This window comes from Saccharothrix deserti (genome assembly GCF_009769385.1).
GTDB lineage: Bacteria > Actinomycetota > Actinomycetes > Mycobacteriales > Pseudonocardiaceae > Actinosynnema > Actinosynnema deserti.
The window spans coordinates 241,961-265,945 of the sequence record NZ_VKAB01000011.1 but is presented as its reverse complement, the minus strand read 5'-3'; the positions used below and the strand labels follow the sequence as shown (position 1 = coordinate 265,945).

22 protein-coding genes are annotated in these 23,985 nt (G+C 71.9%); 11 read left to right on the top strand and 11 right to left on the bottom strand.

The features are described 5' to 3' along the window. Positions 1 to 13: 13 nt before the first annotated feature. Together FM051_RS20830 and FM051_RS20825 are read left to right on the top strand one after the other, a co-directional pair. Positions 14 to 175, top strand: coding sequence for a hypothetical protein (locus tag FM051_RS20830; protein ID WP_158845874.1), 162 nt, complete (start codon positions 14 to 16; stop codon positions 173 to 175). A 237-nt stretch (positions 176 to 412) separates the two neighbouring features. Beyond that, positions 413 to 1,768, top strand: coding sequence for a putative glycoside hydrolase family 15 protein (locus FM051_RS20825; protein WP_158845872.1), 1,356 nt, complete (start codon positions 413 to 415; stop codon positions 1,766 to 1,768). Here the strand turns inward: FM051_RS20825 and FM051_RS20820 are convergent. Both FM051_RS20820 and FM051_RS20815 read right to left on the bottom strand, forming a co-directional pair. Then, on the bottom strand, positions 1,739 to 3,193 hold the full coding sequence (locus tag FM051_RS20820) for an ATP-binding protein (protein WP_420803610.1): 1,455 nt from the start codon (positions 3,191 to 3,193) through the stop codon (positions 1,739 to 1,741). The two genes, FM051_RS20825 and FM051_RS20820, sit on opposite strands and share 30 nt — an antisense overlap. 5 nt (positions 3,194 to 3,198) lie before the next feature. Continuing rightward, positions 3,199 to 4,878, bottom strand: a complete 1,680-nt coding sequence (locus FM051_RS20815) for an NAD(P)/FAD-dependent oxidoreductase (RefSeq protein ID WP_158845869.1) — start codon at positions 4,876 to 4,878, stop codon at positions 3,199 to 3,201. Positions 4,879 to 5,058: 180 nt separating this feature from the next. Between FM051_RS20815 and FM051_RS20810 the strand changes: the two genes are divergently transcribed. The 5 genes from FM051_RS20810 (at position 5,059) to FM051_RS20790 (ending at position 12,194) form a co-directional block, all read left to right on the top strand. After that, the gene (locus FM051_RS20810; protein WP_158845866.1) at positions 5,059 to 5,826 is read left to right on the top strand and encodes an AfsR/SARP family transcriptional regulator; all 768 of its coding nucleotides are present in this window, start codon (positions 5,059 to 5,061) and stop codon (positions 5,824 to 5,826) included. 83 nt (positions 5,827 to 5,909) lie between these two features. After that, entirely contained in the window at positions 5,910 to 6,101 is a 192-nt protein-coding gene (locus FM051_RS20805; protein WP_158845863.1) for a DUF6229 family protein, read from the top strand. A gap of 3 nt (positions 6,102 to 6,104) precedes the next feature. Next, positions 6,105 to 8,927, top strand: a complete 2,823-nt coding sequence (locus FM051_RS20800) for a type 2 lanthipeptide synthetase LanM family protein (protein WP_158845860.1) — start codon at positions 6,105 to 6,107, stop codon at positions 8,925 to 8,927. A gap of 11 nt (positions 8,928 to 8,938) precedes the next feature. After that, entirely contained in the window at positions 8,939 to 10,813 is a 1,875-nt protein-coding gene (locus FM051_RS20795) for an ABC transporter ATP-binding protein (RefSeq protein ID WP_158845857.1), read from the top strand. Then, positions 10,806 to 12,194: an FAD-binding oxidoreductase gene (locus FM051_RS20790; protein ID WP_158845854.1), complete on the top strand. Its 1,389-nt coding sequence runs from the start codon at positions 10,806 to 10,808 to the stop codon at positions 12,192 to 12,194. Before FM051_RS20795 ends, FM051_RS20790 begins: the two co-directional genes overlap by 8 nt. Here FM051_RS20790 and FM051_RS20785 read toward each other — a convergent pair. From FM051_RS20785 to FM051_RS20745, 9 genes are all read right to left on the bottom strand, one after another. Continuing rightward, complete coding sequence (locus FM051_RS20785) at positions 12,173 to 12,427, bottom strand: hypothetical protein (RefSeq protein ID WP_158845851.1); 255 nt, start codon at positions 12,425 to 12,427, stop codon at positions 12,173 to 12,175. The two genes, FM051_RS20790 and FM051_RS20785, sit on opposite strands and share 22 nt — an antisense overlap. A 98-nt stretch (positions 12,428 to 12,525) precedes the next feature. After that, positions 12,526 to 13,254: an aspartate/glutamate racemase family protein gene (locus FM051_RS20780; protein ID WP_158845848.1), complete on the bottom strand. Its 729-nt coding sequence runs from the start codon at positions 13,252 to 13,254 to the stop codon at positions 12,526 to 12,528. A gap of 7 nt (positions 13,255 to 13,261) precedes the next feature. Then, positions 13,262 to 14,767: an NCS1 family nucleobase:cation symporter-1 gene (locus tag FM051_RS20775; protein WP_158845845.1), complete on the bottom strand. Its 1,506-nt coding sequence runs from the start codon at positions 14,765 to 14,767 to the stop codon at positions 13,262 to 13,264. Positions 14,768 to 14,858: 91 nt separating this feature from the next. Continuing rightward, a complete protein-coding gene (locus tag FM051_RS20770; RefSeq protein ID WP_158845842.1) occupies positions 14,859 to 15,578 on the bottom strand; it encodes a GntR family transcriptional regulator in 720 nt (239 codons plus the stop codon). Between the two features lie 68 nt (positions 15,579 to 15,646). Continuing rightward, positions 15,647 to 16,060, bottom strand: a complete 414-nt coding sequence (locus FM051_RS20765) for a hypothetical protein (protein ID WP_158845839.1) — start codon at positions 16,058 to 16,060, stop codon at positions 15,647 to 15,649. A 247-nt stretch (positions 16,061 to 16,307) separates the two neighbouring features. Next, on the bottom strand, positions 16,308 to 16,742 hold the full coding sequence (locus FM051_RS20760) for a hypothetical protein (protein WP_158845836.1): 435 nt from the start codon (positions 16,740 to 16,742) through the stop codon (positions 16,308 to 16,310). Positions 16,743 to 16,855: 113 nt separating this feature from the next. Continuing rightward, positions 16,856 to 17,557, bottom strand: coding sequence for a response regulator (locus tag FM051_RS20755; RefSeq protein WP_238412525.1), 702 nt, complete (start codon positions 17,555 to 17,557; stop codon positions 16,856 to 16,858). Further along, entirely contained in the window at positions 17,554 to 18,792 is a 1,239-nt protein-coding gene (locus FM051_RS20750; RefSeq protein ID WP_158845834.1) for a sensor histidine kinase, read from the bottom strand. The genes FM051_RS20755 and FM051_RS20750 overlap by 4 nt, the downstream gene beginning before the upstream one ends. Next, entirely contained in the window at positions 18,771 to 19,304 is a 534-nt protein-coding gene (locus tag FM051_RS20745) for a hypothetical protein (protein ID WP_158845832.1), read from the bottom strand. Before FM051_RS20745 ends, FM051_RS20750 begins: the two co-directional genes overlap by 22 nt. Positions 19,305 to 19,593: 289 nt before the next feature. Between FM051_RS20745 and FM051_RS20740 the strand changes: the two genes are divergently transcribed. Genes FM051_RS20740 through FM051_RS20725 form a run of 4 tightly spaced genes read left to right on the top strand, consistent with a single transcriptional unit; the run spans position 19,594 to position 23,967 of the window. Further along, positions 19,594 to 20,772 carry a 3-deoxy-7-phosphoheptulonate synthase gene (locus FM051_RS20740; RefSeq protein WP_158845830.1) on the top strand — a complete coding sequence of 393 codons (1,179 nt, stop codon included), beginning with the start codon at positions 19,594 to 19,596 and terminating at the stop codon, positions 20,770 to 20,772. Between the two features lie 13 nt (positions 20,773 to 20,785). After that, positions 20,786 to 21,790, top strand: a complete 1,005-nt coding sequence (locus FM051_RS20735; protein ID WP_158845828.1) for an FkbO/Hyg5 family chorismatase — start codon at positions 20,786 to 20,788, stop codon at positions 21,788 to 21,790. Positions 21,791 to 21,843: 53 nt separating this feature from the next. Next, positions 21,844 to 23,463: an MDR/zinc-dependent alcohol dehydrogenase-like family protein gene (locus FM051_RS20730; RefSeq protein WP_158845826.1), complete on the top strand. Its 1,620-nt coding sequence runs from the start codon at positions 21,844 to 21,846 to the stop codon at positions 23,461 to 23,463. Between the two features lie 12 nt (positions 23,464 to 23,475). Continuing rightward, the gene (locus FM051_RS20725; RefSeq protein WP_158845824.1) at positions 23,476 to 23,967 is read left to right on the top strand and encodes a DoxX family protein; all 492 of its coding nucleotides are present in this window, start codon (positions 23,476 to 23,478) and stop codon (positions 23,965 to 23,967) included. Positions 23,968 to 23,985: the final 18 nt, after the last annotated feature.

Below are 23,985 nucleotides of genomic sequence, written 5' to 3'. Positions count from 1 at the left end.
TAACCTCAGGGCCATGAGACTGCTGCTGTGGACCGCACTCACGTGCGCCCTCGCGGTCGCCGGGGGGATGGTCCTGCCACTGCTGGCCGGCATCGCGCTCGTCGGCTGCGCCGACGAGCGCCTGCGTCGCGGGAAGACGTGCGCGCCATCCGGCCGTGATCTTTTCATCCGCTGACCGGAATAGACGATCAATACCCGACCAGAAATCCACACGTGGTGTGACGCGCACTACTTGACCTGCCCGCGAGTAGCGGTTTAACTGCGGTGACGCGTTCAGCGGGCCACCCGCCAGGGTGATCACAGCGCGATCACGACACAATCACGAGGGCACGGCGCGCCCATTGTTCCCCTGCCGCCACGGGCTATCCGACAGGTCCGACGGTGGGTGCCGCCTGCCGCTGGGAGTTTCCGCATGTCCCTGCACACGTGGCTCGAACGCGCCATCAACGGGCTTGCCCGCCGCGTACGCGGTCGGGTATTGATGACCCTCATGGCCGGTGTCACGGGCATGGCCGCCTTGACCACCCCCTCGGAGCCGGGAGCCGCGGAGCCGAGCGCCCCCGCTCCGGCGACGTCGGAGCCGGTGGCCGCCGAGCCGACCGCGGAACCGACCTCCGAGCCGACCGCGCCGGCGACCGCGGGGAGTGGACGCGTGAGATCGTTCTGGCTGCACATGAACTCCACGCCGGTCACGGACGCCCAGCTGGCCACCGAGGCGAAACGCCGTGCGTACATCGTGCTCAACGCCTGGGAAGGCGCGTTGATCCCCAAGCTCAAGGCGGCGAACCCGGCGGTCCAGGTGTTCGTCTACAAGGACCTGTCGTCGACCCGCTCCTACGCGTGCCGCGACGGCGTGGACGACAAGGAGCTGCCCACCGGGATCGGGTACTGCCAGGCGGAACGCGATCACCCGGACTGGTTCCTCCTCGACCCGAATGGGCGACGCTTCGAGTACAGCGGATATTCGGGCCATTGGCAGATGGATGTCGGCAACACCGCTTATCAGGACGCGTGGGCGGCCAATGTGATCTCCAGCGGCAAGGCGTCCGGATTCGACGGCGTGTTCATGGACAACGCCCTCTTCCCGTGCGACGCGTATCACGACGGCGTCTGCCCGGCGAAGTACCCCACCGACGCGGCGCTGCAGGACGCGTACAAGTCGATGTTGGCCAACACCCGGGACGAATTCGTCGCGGCCGGGTTGAAGACGGTCGCGAACCTGTCCAACGCACGCCTGCACGCCGGCGCGTGGGACGCCTACACCGAGCACCTCGACGGCGGCTTCGACGAGTGGTGGCTGACGTTCGACGACACCAACCTGCTGCCCGAGTACGCCGAGGGCTGGAGCAGGCAGGTCGCCGAGATCGCCGCGAACGAGGCCCGTGGCAAGATCACCTGGGTCCAGCCGCACTACAGCGCCGGCCAGGACCGGCCGTTCCGGTACGCGCTGGCCAGCTACCTCATGGCGGCGGGCGAGCGGGCCGCGATCTCGGACATCGAGCAGAGGGACCGGTACGACGACGCGTCGCCGTGGCGCGCCGAGTACGACTGGGACCTCGGCACGCCCGCCGGCCCGTACCGCTCGGTGGCGAAGAACGTGTTCCAGCGCGACTTCGCGTGCGGCACGGTGGTGGTCAACGCGAACCCGACCGACACCGGTGCGGTCACCGTGCGGGTGGACGGCGGGCACACGGACGAGCGCGGCGCGACGGTCACCTCCGTCTCGCTGCCGGGCACCTCAGGATCCATCCTCCGCAGGACCTGCTGACGGCTGCGCAGACGCGGTCAGCGGCAGAAGGACCTGGAAGCGGGTGTCGCCGGGCGCGGACTCGACCCGGATGTCTCCGTTGTGGCGGTCGACCACGATCCGCCAGGAGATGTCCAGGCCGAGCCCGGTGCCCTCGCCGACAGCCTTGGTCGTGAAGAAGGGCTCGAAGATCCGGCCCTTCACCTCGGCCGGGATGCCGGCACCGGTGTCGGCGATCTCCACCACCAGGTCATCACCGGCGCGGGACGTTCGCACTGTCAACGTCCCGCGCCGGTTCATCGCTGCCACGGCGTTGTCGATCAGGTTCGTCCACACCTGGTTGAGGTCGGCGGCGTAGGCGGGCAGTGGCGGCAGCGACCGGTCGTACTCCTTGACCACGCGCACGCCGTCGCCGATCTTGCCGCCGAGCATGACCAACGTCGAGTCGAGCAGTTCGTGCACGTCGACCACCTGGAACGGCGCGCGGTCGACCTGCGAGTACTGCTTGGCCGCGCCCACCAGCGTGGACACCCTGGTGGTGGCGTCCTCGATCTCGTTCATCAGGGTCTCGGTCTCGACCGTGTAGGCCAGCCAGCGCACGGCGGCCTCGGTCGCCGTCACCGGGCACACGGCCGCCGCCCGGTCGAGCCAGTCGATGTCCAGCCCGCCCGCGACGAGCACCGGGGCCAGCTCCCAGCCGCCCGACACGCCGTGCGCGTCCAGCCAGTCGGCGACCTCGTCCTCCAGGTCGGCGGTCTCCATCGGGCCCAGCTTGGGCGCCTTCGCGACCCGCTCGACCGCGCTCTCCTGCAACTTCACCAGCACCGGCAGGGTGGCCGGGTCGAGCGAACCGCTCGCCAGCAGGGCCAGCTTGTGCCGCATCCCGGCGATCCGCCCGCGCAACGCCCCCGTCGCCCGCACCGCGGCGGCGGCCGGGTTGTTCAGCTCGTGGGTCAGCCCGGCCGACAGCGAGCCCAGCGCGAGCAGCCGTTCCCGCTGGCCCACGATCCGCTGGGTGTTCCGCAACCCGAAGAACAGCCCTTCCAGCAGGTGCACGGCCATCGGGAACCACTCGCGGAACACCGCGCCGAAGTCGGTCGCGGGCAACTGGTACAGCCGCACGTCGGTCACCGCGTCCGCGGTCATCTGGTAGACGGCCGCGGTCTCCGCGTCCGGGCTCAGGTACGCCTGGCCGGCCCCGAAGTACGCGCCGCGGTGGTCGGTGCGGTTGGTCTCCACGCGCTGGCCGCCGATCACCCGGCTGAGCGCGACCGTGCCGTCCAGCAGCACGAAGAAGCAGGTCGCGGGCTGCCCCTCGCGCAACACCTGCGTGCCCGCCCGGTGCCTCTCCACCTCGCCGTGCGCGAGGAGCCACGCCAACTGCTCCTCGGACAGGTGCTCGAACAGGAACAGCCCGCGCAGGTCGTCGACCGTCAACTTCTCCACGCCGATCAAGACCTTTCCAGGTAGCGGTGGACCAGTGACACGGCCATCGCGCCGTCACCGACGGCCGACGCGACCCGCTTCACCGACTCCGCGCGCACGTCACCGGCCACGAACACGCCGGGCAGGCTGGTCTCCAGGTGGTACGGCGGCCGGTCGAGGTCCCAGCCCTCGGGCAGGCGGCCGTCGCCGACCAGGTCCGGTCCGGCGAGCACGAAACCGCGCTCGTCGCGGGCGAGCGTGCCGGCGAGCCAGTCGGTGTGCGGTGCGGCGCCGATGAACGCGAACAGCCACGACGTGGGCACGGTCGTCGTCTCGCCGGTCTTGTTGTGCCGCAACGTCAACGCCTCCAGGTGCTGCTCCCCCACCCCGCCGACGACCTCGGTGCACGTGCGCACCTCGATGTTGTCGACGCGGGCGAGCTGTTCGATCAGGTAGTGCGACATCGACCGCTCCAGCGAGTCGCCGCGCACCACCAGCACGACGCGGCGGGCGTGCGCGGCGAAGTACAGCGCCGCCTGGCCCGCCGAGTTCGCGCCGCCGACCAGGTAGACGTCCTGGTCCGCGCAGCTGGGGCCCTCGGTGGTCGCCGCGCCGTAGAACACGCCCTGGCCGGTCAGCCCGCCGAGGCCGGGCGCGTCCAGCATCCGGTAGGACACGCCGGTGGCGAGGATGACGGTGTGCGCGGCCAGCTCGGTGCCGTCGCCGAGCCGCACCACGCGTGCCGCGCCGCGTGCCTCCAACCCGACCACGTCGCACGCGGTCAGCACTTCGACGTCGAACTTCAGCGCCTGTCTGCGGGCGCGGTCGGTCAGCTGCTCGCCGGACACGCCGTCGGGGAAGCCCAGGTAGTTCTCGATCCGGCTGCTCGTGCCCGCCTGGCCGCCCGTCGCACGGCGTTCCACCAGCACCGTCCGCAGTCCCTCGGAACCGCCGTAGACGGCCGCGCCCAGACCGGCGGGACCGCCGCCGACCACGATCAGGTCGTAGAAGTCGGTGGACGGCCGCGTGGTCAGCCCGACCCGCGCGGCCAGTTCCGCGTCCGAGGGCTGGACCAGCGGCTCGCCGTCCGCGGTGATGACCACGGGCAGCCGGTCGCCGTCCTGGCCGGACGCTGCGAGCAGCCGGTCGGCCTCGGTGTCGCCGTCGTCCAGCGCGTGCCAGCGGAACGGGACGGAGTTGCGCGCCAGGAAGTCGCGCACCTCGAAGGACCGCGACGACCAGCGGTGGCCGATGACGCGGACCTGCCGCACCGGGCTCCGGTCGGCCGCCGACCAGGCGCTCAGCAGGTCGTCCAGCACCGGGTACAGCTTCTCCTCCGGCGGGTCCCACGGTTTGAGCAGGTAGTGGTCGAGGTCCACGACGTTGATCGCGCGGATCGCCGCGTCGGTGTCGGCGTAGGCGGTCAGCAGCACCCGCCGTGCCGCCGGGAACAGGTCCATCGCGGCTTCCAGGAACTCGATGCCGCTCATGCCCGGCATCCGGTAGTCGGCCAGCAGCACCGCCACCTCCTCGCCGCGCAGCTTGATCTCGCGCAACGCGTCGAGCGCCTGCGCCCCCGACTCGGCCCGCACGATCCGGTAGCGCTCGCCGTACTTGCGGCGCAGGTCGCGCGCCACGGACCGGGACACACCCGGGTCGTCGTCCACGGTCAGGATCGAGGGCCTCGCGACCTGAGGTGTCGTCATGTCCACAGTCAACTACACGGCCCCTGAGGACCGCGTTCGCCAGTTCGGGCATTCGCGTTGTCGATGGGCGGCCTTCGCCGGACCGCAGCGCCGGACGTGCGAACGTGCCGCGACGCCGGTGCCCCGCGGTCGGTACTGCCTGTATATCGGGAGGTCTCGCCCGTGAAGGGGTGGTGCCGGATGGCGGTCTTGGTGCTGGGACGGCCCGTGGTGCGGACCGGTGGGGTGCTGCGCCACCCGGCGCGGCGGATGGCGCGGGTGCTGCTCGGTGTGTTGGCGTTGCGCGCCAACCGGGCGTTGCCGCTGGAGTGGATCATCGAGGCGCTGTGGTCGGGTAAACCGCCGCCGTCGGCCGCCGCGAACGTGCGCACGCATGTGGCCGAATTGCGGAAGCTGTTACACGCAGCCGGTCAGCCCGGCATCGTGGCCTCACGGGACGGGTACGTGTTGGTCGCGCCGCCTGACGGGGTGGACGTGACGCTGTTCCAACGGCTCGTGGCCGAGGGGCACGAGTCGCGCGGCCACGGCGCGCACGTCGCGGCGGCGCGTTCCCTGGCCCGCGCGGTGGGCCTGTGGCGGGGGCCGGTGATGGCCGGTGTGCCGGTGCCCGAGGCGGTCCGTCCGGACGTGACGGTGTTGGACGAGCAGCGGATCAGCGCCATCGAAGATCTCGTCGGTGTGCGCCTCGCGCTCGGTTTCCACGACGAGTTGGTGCCCGCGTTGGCCGGGCTGGTGGTCGAATACCCGCTGCGGGAACGGCTCTGGCGGCACCTCGTCGCCGCGCTGGCCGCTGCGGGACGCCGCACCGAAGCCGTCGCGGTCTACCAACGGCTGGTCAGGGTGCTGGACGCGGAGCTGGGCGTGGCGCCGAGTGCGGCGACCAACGAGTTGTACGAGGCCGTTCGGCGCAATGACACCGCCACCCCGGAATTGGGTGGGCACAACTGAACGGCGGAACGCCACTTTTTGTGTGCGCGCCCGTGTGCACGGCATTTTTACACTCCTCGCTCCCGCCCAGGAAGGGAGCAAGAATGACCACCGCAATGCTGCTCGACGCCGAGGAACTGGTGGCGCGCTGGCGCGCCGGTCTCGACGAGTGGGACAACCCGGCCGGCCCGCTGTTCGCCAACGGCGAGTTCGCCGAGGGCGACATCGTGGCGTGCAACCCGCCGGGCAGCCGTTGTTCGTCGTGCACCGCGTCCCGACCGGTGTACTGCTGCTGACCGATGGCACCCGACGAGGTCGGCGAACTCGACCGAACCCTGGATTGGCTGATCGGTCCGGCACTCGACCGGTCGGCCCGCTGTTTGGCCGAGGTCGCCGACCTCGGCGCCGCCGAGGCGGACGCCGTGCTCGACGCCGCCCGCGACGCGTTGCTGGACACCGTGCGGCGGAAGGTCATCCGCGTCATCGTGCTGGAGCTGAACGCGGCGCGCGTGACCGGCAGGCTCGTCGCCGACGACCCGGCGGGCCGTTGGGCGGAGTTCCTGGCGCGGGCCGCCGAGCCCGCGTTCTGGGAGGACCTGACCCGGCACTACCCGCACCTCGTGACCCGGCTGCGCACGGTCGTGGCCAACCGGGTCGACGCGGTGCACACGATGGCGTCGCGCTTCGCCGCCGACCGGCCCCGGCTACGCGACCTGCTCGGCGCCGACGCCGGTGAGCTGCGCAAAGTCGAGTTCGGCGCGGGCGACAGCCACCGCGGCGGCCACACCGTCACGCTGCTGCACTGCACCGGCGGCACGGTGGTCTACAAACCGCGTCCCATGCGGGTGGACCAGCGGCTGGCGGACTTCCTGGCCGTGCTGACCGCCGGTGACGCCTCGGGCATCCGGGTGCCGCGCGCGATCGTCGCCGACGACTACGGCTGGGCCGAACACGTGGCCCACCGGTACTGCGAGACCGACGCGGAACTGGACGTCTTCTACCGCAACCTGGGTCACTGGCTCGCGGTGATGCGGCTGGTGGCCGGGACGGACCTGCACGCGGAGAACATCATCGCCTGCGGACCGGTGCCGGTGGTGGTGGACTGCGAAAGCGTGTTCACGCCACGTCCGCCGCACCCGCCGACGGGCGCGGGCGAGGCGACCGACCGGATCGCCGAACAGCTGAACGGGACCGTGCTGCGGACCGGTCTCCTGCCCGGACGCGGGGCCGGCCTGGGGTGGCGCGGCGTGGACGGTTCGGCGATGGGCGGGCTGCCCGGCGAACAGCCCGACATCGGGTTGCCGGACCTGGTGGGCGCGGGCACGGACACCGCACGGGTCGCCATCGTGCCGCAGCAACTGCCGCCGACCCGGAACCTGCCGAGCCCGCAGCCCCGGCTGGCGCACCACTGGCCCCGGGTGGTCGCCGGGTTCGACGAGATGGCCTCGCGGATCACGCGGCTGGACCGGGCGGGCGAGTTGGCGCCGTTGCTCGCGACGTTCGCCGACTGCGTGGTGCGGGTGATCGTGCGCGACACCGAGTCGTACACCGAACTGGCCCGGATGCTGTGGCACCCGGCGGGCCTGCACGACCAGGACGCGGCGGAACGCAAGGCCAGGGCGTTGCTCGCCCGGCACTCGATGAACACGCGCGGACCGGGTGACCCGGACGTGCACGCCGCCGAGGTGGCCGAGCTGCTCGACGGCGACATCCCGGTGTTCACCACGACCCCCGCCGAAGGCTGGCTGCACACACCCGGTGGCCTGGTCTGCGGGCCTCGGGTCGACCAGGTGGAGTTGGCGCTGCACAACTGGCGCACCGCCGACCTCGCGCTGGAACGCCGCGTCACGCAAGCCGCCCTCGTCAGCGCCTACCTGAACCAGGGCGCGGAACCCGATCTCCGCCGGATGGACGCACCGCCACCCGATTTGTCCTCCTTGGACGAACGCCGACGAGCACTGGCCGCGAAGCTGATGCGTGAACTCGCCGCCGAGGCGGTACGCGGCAGTGACGGCACGGCCACGTGGTTCGCGCCGATCCTGGACCGGTCCGGGTGGCAGACCACTCCCCTGACACCCGACCTGTACGGCGGGACGCTGGGGGTCGCCGTGCTGCTCGCGGCCTACCGCCGGGAGGTGGCGGCGGGGCGCGCCGACGCCGTCGACGGTGTGTCGGAGCTGCTGGACGCGACCGTGCGGACGGCCGCGCTGACCCAGCGGTGGTGGGCCGCGCAGGCCGAGCACACCCGTCGCAGGCCGGATCCCGTCGGCGGGTACATCGGCCTGGGCTCGCAGATCTGGTCCTGGCTGACCCTGCACCGGCTGGGCCTCGAATGCCTGGACGACGCGGAGTTCCTGGCCGAGCAGATGCCCGCCGCGCTCGCGGCCAGTGAGGGACCGGACCTGGTCGTCGGCACGGCGGGCGCCATCGTGCCGCTGCTGATGCTGGCCGAGCGGACCGGTCGGGCGCGGTGGGTGGATCTGGCGGTGGACGCGGGCCGGCGGCTGGCCGACGACGCGCGCGCCGACGGCGGCCTGGTCCGGTGGGCCGCGCCGAACTGGCCGGACGGCATCGGCGGCTTCGCCCACGGTGCCACCGGTATCGGCTGGGCGTTGGCCAAGCTGGCGGCGGTCACCGACGACCGCCGGTTCTCCGCGCTGGCCGAGGGCGCGGCGGCGTTCGAGGAGACTTGGTACAACCCGGTGCGGGAAGCGTGGATGGACCCACGTGAACCGGACACGATCGCCGCCGCCTGGTGTCATGGCGCGATCGGTGTCGGCTTGGCCGCGGAAGACCCGGACGTGCTGCGCCGGGCGGCGGCTTCGGCGCTGCGCGACGGCATCGGCTGGACCCACACCCTGTGCCACGGCGACATGGGCACGTGGGAGCTGCTGACGACCGCACTGGACGCCGGCGTGGCCCCCGAAGGGCTCGACCGGCCGACGTTGGACGCGATGACGATCGGCAGCCTGGAAGCCAACGGCCCGACCACCGGCCTGGCCCGCGAGGTGTACTCGCCGAGCATCATGTCCGGGTCGGGCGGCATCGCCTACCAACTGCTCCGGATGCACCCGGACTGCGACCTGCCGTCGGTGCTCCTCCTCGGCGACGGCCCGTCGTGACCGGCCCAGCCGTGACCACCGAACCGGACCCGCGCGACGGAGCCCTGGTCACCCCGCACTGGCAACTGGACGACACCGCCGCGACCGCACCCCGCCGTGTGCTGCGCGGCCTGCCTTCGGCCACGTGGCCCGTCCTCAAGATGATCCGCCAAGCGGCACCCGTGCCCGCGGCGGCGGTCGTCGTGATGCAGGTGGTGTCCGGGCTCGCGGCGGCGTTCGGGCTGTTCGCCACGACCGGGGTGTTGACCGAACTGCTGGCGAGCGGTCCGAGCACCGAACGGGTGCTGGCCGCGCTGCCGGACCTGCTGCTCGTCGGCGCGGCGTTCGGGTTGCGCGGTGCGATGGACGTCGGCGTCTCCCTCGCGCACGCCCGGATCACGCCGGCCGTGCGGCGGCTGGCCGAGGAACGGCTCTACGCGGCCGGCCTCGCCGCGGACCTGGCCGCGTTCGACGACGCACGGTTCCACGACCGGATGCACCGGGCCCGCGACCGGGGCCTCTTCTTCCTCGAACGGGCGGCGGACAACCTGGTCGAACTGATCGGGGCCGTGCTCGGCATCGTCGCCGCCACCGGCAGCCTCGCCGTGCTCCACCCGATCCTGGTGCCGGTGCTGCTGCTGGCCGTGCTCCCGGACGGGTGGGCGGTGCAGCGGGCCGCGAAGCTCGCCTACGCCAGCGTCGGCCGGACCGTGGCGCTGGACCGGCGCGTGCAGATGGTGTCCGACCTCGCCACCGAACGCGAGCCCGCCGCCGAGATCCGCGCCTACCAGGCGGAACCGTTCGTCCTGCACGAGTACCGGGTGGCCGCGGACCCGTTGCGGGACGAGGACGTCCGGCTCGCCACCGCCCAGGCGCGGGTTCGGGGCATCGGCCGGGCGCTCGCCGGGCTCGGCCTCGCCGTCACCTACGTCGTCCTCGGCGGGCTGGTGCGCTACGGCTGGGTGCCGCTGGCCGTCGCCGGTACCGCCGCGATCGCGATCCGGGTCGCCACGACCGCGTTGAACCGGCTGGTGCTGGCCGCCAACCAGCTCGTGGAACAGGGCATGTACGTGGCCGACTACCAGGAGTTCCTGGCCTCCGCCGCACGGTCGGCGCAACGCGACGGCGTCGACGCCCCGATCGACCCCAGCCGGGTGACCCTGGACCGCGTCACGTTCCACTACCCCGGCAGCACCCGGCCCGCGATCCGGGACGTCTCGCTGACCATCGAACCCGGCGAGACGATCGCGCTGGTCGGTGAGAACGGCTCGGGCAAGACCACGTTGGCGAAGCTCATCGCCGGTCTCTACACGCCGACGTCCGGCGTGGTCGGCTGGGGCGGGCACGACATCGCGCTCGTGGACCGCGGCCGGGTGGCCGACCGGGTGATGATGGTCCTCCAGGACCCGGTCCGGTGGCCGCACACGGCACGGGTGAACGTCCGCGTCGGCAGGTACGACCGCCCGGACCCGGAAGGGCTGGCGATGCTGGACGCGGCGACCCAGGCGGGCGCGGACGAGGTGGTCGACCAGCTCCCGGACGGCTGGCACACGTTGCTGTCCAAGCAGTTCCGGGGCGGGGTTGAGCTGTCCGGCGGCCAGTGGCAGCGGCTCGCCGTGGCCCGCGGGCTCTACCGGGACGCGCCCCTCCTCATCTGGGACGAGCCGACCGCGCCGTTGGACGCCAAAGCCGAGTTCGCGGTGTACGAGTCGCTGCGCGCGCTGGCCGAGGACCGGACGGTCGTGCTCATCACGCACCGGCTGGCCAGCGTCCGGCACGCCGACCGGATCCTCCTGCTGCACGAAGGACAACTGACCGAACAGGGCACGCACGCCGAACTGCTGGCCCTCGGTGGCCGGTACGCGGACCTGTACGAGTTGCAGAGCCGGATGTACGCCGATGCTTGAGCTGGTGGGCCGCGAAGATCCCCGGTACGCACTGTCCCGCAGCCAGTTCATCGGACGGCCCCACGAGGTGCTGCCGCGCGAGGTCGCCCGCTGCTCCTCCGCCGCCGACGTGATCGCGGCTCTCGGGCGTGCCCGCGAGCGCGAGTGGCCGTTCGCCGTCCGGGGTGGCGGGCACAGCAATGCCGGCCACTCCAGCACCACCGGCCTCCTGCTGGACCTGACGCCGTCGGACGAGATCTCCGTCGACGGCGACCTGGTCACGGTGGGTGGCGGTGTCCGGATCGGACGGCTGTCGGAGATCTTGGCGGCACAGGACCGCCTGGTCCCGGTCGGTTCGTGCCCGTCCGTCGGGGTCGTCGGCGCGGCGCTCGGCGGCGGGTTCGGCAGTCACGGCCGCCTGCACGGCCTGACGTGCGACTCCCTGACCACGGCCGAGGTCGTGCTGGCGTCCGGGGACGTCGTGGAGGCGTCCGAGGACCGGGAGGCCGACCTGTTCTGGGCGCTGCGCGGCGCGGGCGGCGGCAACTTCGGGGTGGTGACCCGCGCGACGTTCCGCACGGTGCCCGCCCGGCCCCGCACCCACCTGCGGTTGACCTGGGACTTCAGCCACGCCGCCGCACTGGTCGGGTGGTGGCAGAGGTGGGCGCCCGACGCGCCGGACGCGGTGTCCGTCGAGTTGATCCTGCTCTGCCCGGAGTTCCCGGACGAGGAGCCGGTGGCGATGCTGGTAGGCGCCGTCCCCGACCGTGACGCGGTGGACTCGATGATCGCCTCCGCACCCGTCCCGCCGGCGTCCGCCGAGGTGGTCGACGTGTCCGCCGCCGACGCCGCACTGCTGCACGCCACCCCGCACTCGGCCGTCGCACGCGATCCGGTGAGCATCCCGCTCGTCCACGAACGGCCCGGGATGTCCACCGCGAAGACCGAGTTCTTCGACCAGCCGCTGCCGGACGACGTGGTGTCGGCGCTGCTGGCGCACTTCGTGGCGGGCCGGGAGCACGGCGAGCTGCGGGAGATCGCGTTCACGCCGTGGCGCGGCGCGTACGGGCGGGTGCCGTCGGACGCCACCGCGTTCGCCCACCGTGACCAGGCGTTCCTGGTCAAGCACACGGTCCTGGTCGGCCCGAACGGCGCGGCCCGACGCGGCCCGGAGGTGCTGGCCCGGCTCGCGGCGGCGTGGGCCATCCCGCACCCCTGGGGCACGGGTCGGGGGTACCCGAACTTCCCCGACCCGGCCCAGGCCGACTGGCTGACCGCTTACTACGGGTCCAACGCGGACCGCTTACGCGCCGTCAAGTCGCGCTACGACCCGGACGACGTGTTCCGGTTCGCCCAATCCATCCCCGGGCTCGAGAGCGCTCAGGTCAGGAAGACCCAGTAGAAGTCCCAGGCGCCGTCGTTCGGCCAGCAGACGTAGTAGTCGACGCCCTCCGGGATCTTCGCGCCCTCCGCCTCGCACTCCTCCTCGGTCGCGTAGGTGGCCATGTACTGCCAGTAGTCCATCGCCGCTGCCTGAGTGGATGCGGCCTGTGCGGGAGCGGCTTGGGCGGCTCGTGCTGCTTGTGCGGGTGCGGCGGCCAGGAGCAGCAGGGTCGCCAGGACCAGTGCGCGCATCGGGTTCTCCCTTTCGCGGAAAACGCTTTCCACGCGGCGGTGACCCCGATGACAGCACAGCCACCGCCCGCCTGGCAATGCGGCGCACGCAGCCGCGCTCACCCCGTGCCGAAGTCCCGGAGCATCCCGGTGAACGGTTTCGGTGGCGGCGGCGCGAACTCCGACCGGTCCCCGGTGCGCAGCCCCATCGTCACCAACGACTCCACCAGCAGGGTCGCCGCCTGCACGCCGTCGACCACCGGCAACCCGACCTCCGCCAAGACGGCGGCACGCAGGTCCGCCATCCCGGCACAGCCCAGCACGATCGCGTCGACCCCGTCCTCCGCCGCGGCGGCGTGACAGGCCTCGATGATCGTCTTGGTCGCGGCGTCGCCGTGGAGGTCGAGCGGCGGGATGTCGCACGCGTGCACGCTCCGGCAGAACCGGGTGACGCCGTAGCGCTCCACCAGGTCCCACGCCCGCCCGCGGGTGCGGGCGAGCGTGGTGACGACGCTGAAGCCCCGCCCGAGGTGGGTGGCCGTGCGCATGGCGGCCTCCGCGATACCGACCACCGGTCCCCGGGCCAGTTCGCGCGCGGCGTCCAGGCCCGGGTCGCCGAAGCAGGCGATGACGTACCCGTCGAACCCGGCCCGCTCGCCGGCGGCGATCTCGGCGAGCAGGCCCGGCACGCTCAACGCCTCGTCGTAGTGGCTCTCCACCGACGCGGGCCCCATGGCGGGGTTCACCGCGTCGACCACCGTGGTCGGCGCGGCGACCTCCCGTGCGGCCAGGCCGATCGCCGCAGTCATCTCCGCACTGGTGTTGGGGTTGACGAGCTTGATCTTCACGGCATCCTCACGACGTCTCGGCCGACGTCTCGGCGTCCTCGGACGTGCGGGCGGCCCTCGGCGCGAGGACGGTGTAGAGCACGAGGCCGACCGCCATGCCGATGAACCAGCTGTACTGGGCCGTGGCCTTCATCCCCGGTCCATCGCTCCACAGCACCGGGATCACCGCGACGACCGCGCCGGCCGCCGTGGCCACGATCGCGGCCGGGTTGTAGCCGTTGCGGAACCAGTACCGGCCGCTGGTGGACATGGTGAACAGGTCGTCCACCGTCACCTTCTGCTTCGCCACCAGGTAGTGCCCGGCGATGAGCACGCCGAACAGCGGCCCGATGAACGCGCCCAGCACCTCCAGCGTGTAGTGGATGATCTCCGGGCTGTTGTAGAGGTTCCACGGGGTGATCAGCACCGAGCCGACCGCCGCGATCATGCCGCCCGCGCGCCAGCTGATCCGCTGCGGGCTCACGTTGGAGAAGTCGAACGCGGGCGAGATGAAGTTCGCCACGATGTTGATGCCGATGGTGGCGATGGTGAAGGTCAACGCGCCGAGCACGATGGCGAACGTCGTGTCGATCCGGGCGACCGTCGAGACCGGGTCCGTGATCAGCTCGCCGAATACCGGCACGGTCAGCGACGCGGTGATCACCACCAGCAGCGAGAACACCAGGAAGTTCACCGGCAGCCCGAGCAGGTTGCCCCGCTTGACCGCGGCGAACGACTTGCCGTAGCGGGAGAAGTCGCCGAAGTTGAGCATCGGCCCGGAGAAGTACGACACGACCAGCGCGATCGCGCCGAGCATCACCGGCACGGACGCGAACCCGGTGTACTTCACGTCACCGAGCGTCAGGTCGATCGCGCCCCAGCCCGCCCGGTAGATCAGGTAGCCGGCGAGCACGAACATCACCACGTACACGGCGGGCCCGCAGAAGTCGATGAACCGCCGGATGCTCTCCATGCCGGTCCAGAACACGGCGGCCTGCACGACCCACAGCACGGCGAAGGAGAACCAGCCGAGCGCGGACAGCCCGAGGAAGCCGTACTGCTGCACGTCCGCGTACGGCGTCAGGCCGGAGAACAGCTTGAGCAGCACGATGTTCAACGCGGCCGACGCCAGGTAGGTCTGGATGCCGTACCAGGCGACCGCGATCAGCCCGCGGATGACCGCCGGGACGTTCGCGCCCTTCACGCCGAACACGCTGCGGCAGATGACCGGGTAGGGCACGCCGGTGACCTGGCTGGGCTTGGCGACGAGGTTGCAGAACAGCTGGACGATCCCGATGCCGACGAGCAACGCCACCAGGACCTGCCAGCTGCTCATCCCCAGCATGAACAGGCTGCCCGCCGTGACGTACCCGCCGACGCTGTGCACATCGGACATCCAGAACGCGAAGATGTTGTACGCGCCCCACTTCTGCTCGGTGAGCGGAGCGAGGTCGTCGTTGGTGAGGCGCGGGTCGTACCCCGGCTTGGTCGTCGTCGGCTCGGTTGTGGCCGCGACCGGCAGCGTTTCGGTCATGGTGCTCCTGACTTGGCCTGGTCGGGCTATCCGGCCCGTCTGGCTGTTCAGGCAAAAGTAGGAGGGGGCTGTTACGCCGCAGTCACGCCGATCATATATTTCCGGGATCCGCGAAAAGACCGGTGTCCAGCGGCAACGCCTCCAGTGAGGATTGCAGCACGCCGTGGTGCGCGCGTGCGGCGGCGACCAGGGCGTCCGCGTCCCTGGCCAGGAACGCCGCCAGCATCACGCCGTGGTCCAGGTGCAGCCGGGCGCGGTCGGTCGCGGCGACGTGCGCCATCGGCTGCAACGGCTCGGTGATGTTCCAGGCGGACTCGAACATACCGAGCAGCCGGCGCATCCCGCACGGCCGCACCAGCGCCATGTGGAACCGCCTGCTCTCGCGGTGGTACGCCCGCGCGTCACCGGCCGTCACGGCGTCTTCGAGCGCACGGTGTGCCGCACGCGCGTTGTCGTCGTCTTCAGGGGTCGCGGACGCCACCGCGGCGTTCAGCGCCGCCGTCTCCAGCACACCGCGCACGAGGTACATCTCGCGCAGCTCGTGGGCGGTCAGCATGGCGACCCGGTAGCCGGCGTTCGGCCGGTGCTCCACCAGTCCTTCACCGATGAGCGTCTTCAACGCCTCCCGCACCGGGATCACGCTCACCCCGAACGCGGCCGCGACCTCGTCCAACGGGATGGGCGACCCCGGCGGCACCCCACCGTCCAGCAGGCACCGCCGCAACTCGGCCAGGATCGCACCCTGAGAGCTGCCCGGGTGGTCGCTGACCAGCCTCGCGATCAGCGCGGATCGCCTTCTCGGTCCCGGCATGCCGCAGAGGCTACGGGCACGCCGCAAGGGGCACCCGTCGACGATGGCCCGGTGTCGACGGTCCGGTCTCAGTCGTCCGCGAGGTCGACGTCCGCCAGGTCGTCCACCCCGACCACGTCGGCGCCGTTGAACACGACCACGATCCCCAACTCGGTGAGGCCGGGGACGCGGCAGTCGGCGAACCGGACCAGCCAGTCGCGGCCCGGGTGGAAGGTGAACTCGGGGTCGCCAACCGCGTCCGGACCGTAACCGGGGTGCTCGCGCAGATGGTCGGCCACGGCCTGGTGGGCGCTGGTCAGCAGCCGTTCGCGGTCTTCGAGGACGGAGCCGATGAACAGGAGGTCGAGGTCGTCGCGCGTGGCGGGATCCTCCACCAGCACGCTGACCGACGTCCCGGCGGCGGTCGTGTTCCAGCAGGCCACGCCCTCGGGCGTGTGGTCCACCGGCGTCAGCTCGCCAAAGCCGGGAATGATGATCGTCACCACCAGATCCTACCCATCCCCCCACCTCCCGCGAGTGTCCTACCTCCAGACCCCGTGTGTCCTACCTCCAGAACAGGTGTGTCCTACGTTCAGAACCCCTGAGTTCAACGTTCGCGTCCGGGCGCCGGGACCTGAGCGTTGAATTCAGGGGTCGCGAACGTAGGACTCTCGCGTTCCGAACGTAGGACACACGCGTTCCCAACGTAGGACACACGCGTTCTGGATGTAGGACACACGGGGCTGGTGGTTAGGTGGGGGTGCCGCCTAGGGCGGTTATGCGGGTGCGGAGGGTGGTTTCGAGTTCGCGGAGTTCATTGGCCGGGGCGCCCAGGCCGGTCATTGAGAGGCGGCGGCGTTCCAGGCGGTCCGAGCGGTATTGGGGGAACGCCAGTTTCAGGGCCGTGTCGAGCATGCCGAGGTGGTAGCGGAGGAGTTCGACGATCCGCTGTGGCGGCGGGGGACGGTCGGTCGGCCACACGAGGTCCGCCGCCCAGCCGCACAGCGTGCTGTACTGGCCCGCGACGACACGGCCGCTACGGGCGATCTCCCACGACGTGTCGCCCGGTTGCGCGCAGCCGACGATGATCGCCTCGGCCCGCTCCTGCAACGCCACGGCCTGGACCACGACCTCCAGCAACGCACCCAGCCGCATGAGTTCCGCCGTGGCCGGGTCGAGCCTCACGCTCGTCGCTGCGGCACGGCGCTGTCCACTGCGCGGACGAATGCGCGGACGAATGCGCGGACGAATGCGCACGACTCACGGTAGCGCGTCGACCCGCCGTTCACGAGAGCGATTCACGAGGTTCGCCCGGCCGGCGGCGGCGGGCAACTGCCCGGCGCGACCAGACCGCTGTGGTACGCGGCGGCGATGGCCTGGGAACGGTCGCGCAGCCCGAGCTTCATCAGGATCCGCCCCAGGTGCGTCTTCACCGTCGCCTCGCCGACCACGAGGTGCGCGGCGATCTCCGAGTTCGACAACCCGTGCGCCACGAGCACCAGCACCTCACGTTCCCGCGCGGTCAGCTCACGCAGCTCCGCCGACGTCGGCATCTGGTTGCGCGGCCGGGCGGCGAACTCCCGGATCAGTCCTTTCGCGACGGTCGGATCCAGCCACGCCTCGCCGGACGCGACCGTGCGCACCGCGTCGACCAGCTCACGCGGCACCGCGTCCTTCAGCAGGAATCCCGACGCACCGGCCCGCAGCGCCGCGTACACGGCCTCGTCCACGTTGTACGTCGTCAGGATGATGATCTTGGTGGCGTGGTCCTCGCCCGCCGGGTCGGCGTCGATGATCCGCCGGGTGGCCTCCACCCCGTCCACGCCCGGCATCCGCACGTCCATCAGCACCACGTCGGGGTGCAGCTCGCCGGCACGCGCCACCGCACCGGCGCCCTCGTCCGCCTCCGCCACCACCTCGATGTCCGGCTCGGCGTCCAGCAGCATGGCGAGACCCGCCCGCACCAACGGCTGGTCGTCCACCAGCATCACCCGGATCACAGACGCTCCCCGACAACCTCGCCCACCGGAGCGGCGACCGGCAGCACGGCCGTCACCCGGAAACCACCGGCCGGCAACGGATCCGCCTCCAACCGCCCGCCCACGATCGCCAGCCGTTCACGCAGCCCCAGCAGACCGTGGTTGGTGGACAGCGCGCGTTCCGCCCGCCGCCCGCGCCCGTCGTCGGTGACCTGGACGGTCAACTCGAAATCCGCCCACGCCAGCCGGACGTCCACCTCCGCGCCCGGCCCGACGTGCTTGGTCACGTTCGTCAACGCCTCCTGCACCACCCGGTACGCGGCGAGGTCGACACTGGCCGCCAGCCGACGCGGCTCGCCCTCGACCCGCGTGTGCACCCGCACGCCCGCCGCCGCGATCGTGCCGACCAGGTGGTCGACGTCGCCCAGACCGGGCTGCGGACGACCGGTGGCACCGTCCGGCGCGGCGTCCTCGGGGTAGCTCAGCCGCAACGCGGTCAGCATCCTGCGCAGCTCACCCATCGCCTGTTCACCGGCCCCCTCGATGTGCCCCAACGCCTGCCGCACCCGCGCCGCGTCGCTGTCGAGCATCCGACGCGCCCCCGCCGCCTGCAGCACCATCACCGTCACCGAGTGCGCCACGATGTCGTGCAGTTCCCGCGCGATGCGCGCGCGTTCGCACAACACCGCCTCCTGCGCCTCGACCCGGCGGCGGAACTCCAGGTCCTCGGCGTGCTGCCGGCTCAACCGGGCCCACCGCCCGCCGGCCCACACGCACCCGTACAGCAGCAGGTAGAACGCCAGGGCCACGTAAGTGGCCACCACCCGCGCCTCGGGCGGCCGGGACGCCGCCTCCCGCAACCCGGCCAGCACCGAGAGCACGATGCAGGCGAGCAACGCGCCGGCCGACACTTTCGCCCGGCTGTGCAGCGCGACGGTGAACAGCGCGACGCACGGGATGGCGGTCGGCTGGAACCCGAGCTCGCTCGTCGGCGTGACGAGCACCGCCCACACCCAGACGACCCCGAACACCGCCGCCGGATGCGCCCGCCGCACGAGCAGGGCCGCGAACCCGACCGCGACGAGGGCCGCGAACAACCACAGCCCCGCGCCGGTGGGCTGGCGGCTGCTCACCGCGGAGAACAGGAACACGTCCACCACGGAGGCCGACGCCGCCAGGGCGACGTCGACCGCCGTGGCGCGGGACAACCACCGGGGCCGTCCCCTCTTGAGCATCAGGCCGGCTCTTTCTTGCACGGCGGGAGGATGTCGCACGGGCCACCGTCGCCCGGGTCGTCGCCGGGCTGCTCGAACTCCGGCCTGCGCTGCTCGGCCTCGACCGCCGGGACCTGGCGCAGGAGTTCCGGGGTGATGGCGTCACGCGTGCCGGCCGGAATGGCGCCCAGGGCCTCCAGCGCGGCCCACAGGTCGCCGCCGTGCTGCTCGAGCGCCTCGGTCAACCGGCACTCGGTGAACTCCTCGACGGTGGGCGTGTGCCGCGAGTCGTTCGCCATCCGGATCAGTGCGAACCGGGTGCCCTGCCCGTCGGGCAGCGTGGACGAGAACACCACCTGCTCGGCGACGAGCCGTTCGACGCGACCGCTCTCCCCGAGCGGCAGCGGCAGCACGAGGAGGTCGATCCCCTCGGTCGCCTCGGCGATGCCGTTGGACGCGTCCGGCACGAGCACGCTGCCTGGCTCCACCAGCAACCCGGTGGCCAGGTGGCCTTCCCAGGGTTTGTCCTCGAAACCGTATTGCTGGACGGACACCACTAGACGCTCGTCGGAACTGGACACTTTTCCTCCCCGTTGTCGCGCGATCCACGCGTTCGGCGCGCTTTTCCCCGCACGCCGGAACAATGGGACCACCCCCTTCCGGACTTATCGTCCACCCCGCGTCGGAGCTTGACGGTCCCCCTCGCGTTTTACCTCGATCGGGCGACGCAGCACGGGGAAGCGGACCCGGCCAATCCACCCGGGGACCGACGAAAGACACCGTGCGATTCGGAAACATTGTCGTCGAAAGCAGCAAGGCGAAACCGGATCGACGGAGGCCCAAGTGTCCACGGAACCCGTTCCGCGAAGCCACGCACGGGCGTTGTCCGAATGGGAGACGGCGTCCTGGAAATCGTTGCCCGCCGCTCAACAGCCGCCGTGGCCGGACCGCCGGGCGCGGGCGTTCCGGGCCCGGCTGGCGCGGCTGGACGGCCTGGTGACGCCGGCCGAGGTGGCGGCGTTGCGGTCGGTGCTGGCCGAGGTGGCGGCCGGTCGGCGGCTGGTCGTGCAGGCCGGTGACTGCGCCGAGCCGTTCGCCGAGTGCGGGCCGCGCCACCTGTCCCGCAAGGCGGCCCTGCTCGACCGGCTCGCCGCGGCGCTGAACCGCGACCTGCCGGTGGTGCGGGTCGGCCGGCTGGCCGGGCAGTTCGCCAAGCCGCGGTCGCGGCCGACCGAGGTGGTCGACGGGGTGGAGCTGCCGGTGTACCGGGGCGACCTGGTCAACGCGCCTCAGCCGGACTTCCGGGCGCGCGAGGCCGATCCGGCGCGGTTGATCGCGGGTTACCACGCGGCGCAGGCGGCGACGGAGTTCCTGCGCCACCACCGGCCCGGCGTGTGGACGAGCCATGAGGCGCTGGTCCTGGACTACGAGCTGCCGCTGGTGCGCCTCGACTGCCGGGGTGTCCCGCTGCTCACCTCGACGCACTGGCCGTGGATCGGTGACCGCACCCGGGACGTCGACGGCGCGCACGTCCGGTTGCTCGCGTCGGTGGCGAACCCGGTGGCGTGCAAGGTCGGCCCCGGTATCGGGCCCGACGAGCTGCCGGCGTTGTGCGACCGGCTCGACCCGGAACGCGAACCGGGTCGGCTGACGCTGATCGCCCGGCTCGGCGCGGACCGGGTGTCCGAACTGCTGCCGACGCTGGTCGACGCGGTCCGCAAGGCCGGCCACCCGGTGGTGTGGCTGTGCGATCCGCTGCACGGCAACACGGTCACCGCCGCCGACGGCCGCAAGACCCGGCTGGTCGACACGGTCGTCCGCGAGGTGGCGGACTTCCTGGCCACCGTGCCCGCGGCCGGTGGCGTGGCGGGCGGCCTGCACCTGGAGACCACGCCGGACGAGGTCGGCGAGTGCGGCTGGGACGACTTCCCGACCGGCTCCTACACGAGCCTCTGCGACCCGCGGCTCAATCCCGGACAGGCGCTCGCCGTGGTCGCGGCGTGGCGTTCCGTCCAATCCTGAGGGGGAGAAAACCATGCGCACCAAAGTGATCGCGAAACCGCCGTGTTCGTTCCGGACGGCGGAGGACTTCGCGGAGCTGACCGGGCACACCGTGCTGGGCGCCGTCCGCTACACGACCAGGGCCGGTCCGCCGCGGTGGGAGCACGGCCGCCCGGTCCTCCCGCTGCACATGGTGCGGCCGGGTGAGCCGGAGATGGTGGAGGTCTGGTCCACGGAGGACCGGCCGGTGGAGACCGGCGAATACCGGGGGCTGCACTACGCGCACGACGGCGAGGTGTTGTTCTGCGCGGGCCATATAAGCCCGTCGGCCGACTGCGGTGACGCCACACGCGAGGCGTACCTGGCGGCGTTCGACCTGGTCGAGCGCCTGGGGTACCGGAACGTGTTCCGGATGTGGAACATGATCGACGGCATCACCGACCGCAGCGCGTACGGCACCGAGGTGTACGCGGACTTCTGCGTCGGCCGCGGGCGGGCGTTCGACGAGCGCGGCCACGACATGCCCGCGTCCACCGGCATCGGCGCGCTGGGCGGTGGCGTCTCGTTCTACTTCCTGGCGCACCGGTCGCGTGCGGCCGTGCACCTGGAGAACCCGTTGCAGGTGCCCGCGCACGAGTACCCGCGGCAGTACGGGCCGAGGCCGCCGAGCTTCGCGCGGGGCACGTACCTGGCGCCGGAACCGGGCCGGGACCGCGGCACGCTCTACGTGTCGGGCACCGCGAGCATCCTCGACCACGCCACCGTCAGCCCCGGCGACGTGGTCCGCCAGTGCCAGGTGACGCTGGCCAACATCGCCGCCCTCATCGGCGCGGACAACCTTGCCCGGCACGGCATCGACGGCGGCTACGCGCTGGACGACCTCCGCGCGATCAAGGTCTACGTCAAGCGCCCCGAGGACGTGCCGACCGTGACGCGGCTGTGCCGCGACGAGTTCTCCCGGCGTGTGGACGTCGCCGTGTTCACCGTCGACGTCTGCCGTCCGGACCTGCTGGTCGAGATCGAAGGGATCGTCCCGTGAGCGAAGCCGTGAACGAAACCGAGAACCGAACCGTGAACCGAGAGGGAGCACCCGTGCCGAACACATCGGTCCTGCCCGAGCCGCGACTGGTCCGCATCCTGATGGTCACCGACGGCGAGGCGAGCTTCGACCGGGCGGATTTCGGCCTGGCCACGCTCGTGGACGTGCTGGAGACACCGCCCGGCCCGTGGGTCCGGTTCGAGGTGACCAAGGCGCACCGCGAGAGCAACCTGCCCGCGTTGTCGGCCGAGATCCCGGCGTTCCGCTTCGACCGGCACGACCTGGCGCAGTACGACCAGATCTGGCTGTTCGCGGTGGCCCGCAGCTCCCGGCCGCCGTTGGAGGAGACCGAGCTCCGAGCGATCGCGGAGTTCATGGACGGCGGTGGCGGCGTGTTCGCCACCGGCGACCACGAGGACCTGGGCGTGTCGATGGCCGGTGCGGTGCCGCGGGTGCGGAACATGCGCAAGTGGCACTGGCCCGACCCCGGCCCGAACGGCGAGCCGGTCGCGCCGTCCATCGACGGGCCGGACCGCAACGACACGCTGTCCGAAGGCCACGACCCGCTGTTCCAGCTCAACGACCAGTCCGACGACATCCCGCAGGTCGTCACGCCCCGGATGTACGCCACGTCGGACTCGCCGAGGTGGGCGCACCAGGCCTACCCGCACCCGCTGCTGTGCGGGCCGCGCGGCACGATCCGCGTGCTGCCCGACCACCCGCACGAGGGCGAGTGCTACGTCCCGGACGACCTGACCGCGTCGTTCCCCTTCGACGGCTACGAGATCACCGAGTACCCGGCGGGTCTCGCGCCGGAGGTCGTGGCGTGGTCCACGATCAACGCCCGGCCCGCGGACCGCGACCCGCGAAAGGGCCGGCTGAGCGCGGCGACGTTCGGCGCGATCGGCGCGTACGACGGGCACCAGGTGGGCGTGGGCCGGGTGTCGGTCGACGCCACGTGGCACCACTTCTTCAACGTCAACCTGGTGGGCGACCCCACGGTGCCGCAGGACCCGGTGAAGAGCGTGGGGTTCGCCGCGTCGGAGGCGGGCCGGGCCGCGTACGAGGAGATCAAGGCCTACTACCGCAACATCGCGGTGTGGCTGTCCCGGCCGACCGCGCAGGAGGCCATGTGGTGGCGTGCGGTGTGGGCGACGCGCTGGCACCACCGGGTGTCGATGGACCTGCGGCCGGCGCTGATGGGTGGCCCGGAGGACCTGGACCTGGCGGAGCTGCTGCGGATCGGCGCGGAGGCCCGTGAGGTGCTGGCGGCCACCGTGACCAGGGCGGACACGCTGCAGTGGGCCGGGCGGTACGGCGTGGGCGCGGTCGACCCGGGCCTGTGGGAGACGGTGCGACCGCACCTCGACCCGTGGCAGCCGCGGTCCGGTGACGAGCAGGCGGGGCACCTGCCGAACCTGGTGATGTCCCTGCTGCCGGAGCTGGTGCTGGACGCGGTGCTCGGCGCGGCGGTGTACGCGGTCGCCACGGCGTTCCCGGAGCCGACCGAGGAGGCCCGCGAGCGGGCCGGGGACCTCGACTGGACCACGGCGGTGCGCCCGCACCTCGACCGGGCGCTCGACGTGGTCGCCGAGCAGGTGCTGCGGACCGACGAGCAGTTGCGGACGTTGGGCGACACGCTCACGGCCGCCCGCCGGTCCGGTGACCGATGAGGGGGATGAGGGATGAGCCAGGAGCTGACCAGACCACCGGACGTGGACCGCGCGGCGTCGTTACCGCGTGCCGGGTCGTTTCGGGTACGGCTGTCACGCGCGGTGGACGGCGTGCTCGACCGGAGCGTGCCGCTGCTGCGGATCGCCCTGGGCGTGGTGTTCGTGTGGTTCGGCGTGTTGAAGGTCGCCGGCACGTCGCCGGTGCGCGAACTCGTCGCGGACACCGTGCCGTTCCTGCCCGCGTCCTGGTTCGTGCCGGTGATCGGCGTGTTCGAGGTGCTGGCGGGCATGGCGCTGATCGTGGCGATCCGGGTGAGGCTGGTGGCGGCGGTGACGGTGGCGCACCTGCTCGGCACTTTCCTCGTGCTGGTGGTGCAGCCGGGGGTGGCGTTCCAGGACGGCAACCCGCTGCTGCTCAGCGTCACCGGTGAGTTCGTGCTGAAGAACCTGGTGCTGGTCGCCGCCGCGCTCGTGGTGGCACGGCACCACCCCCGGCGGCGCTGAGACGCCGTCCGGCGCGCC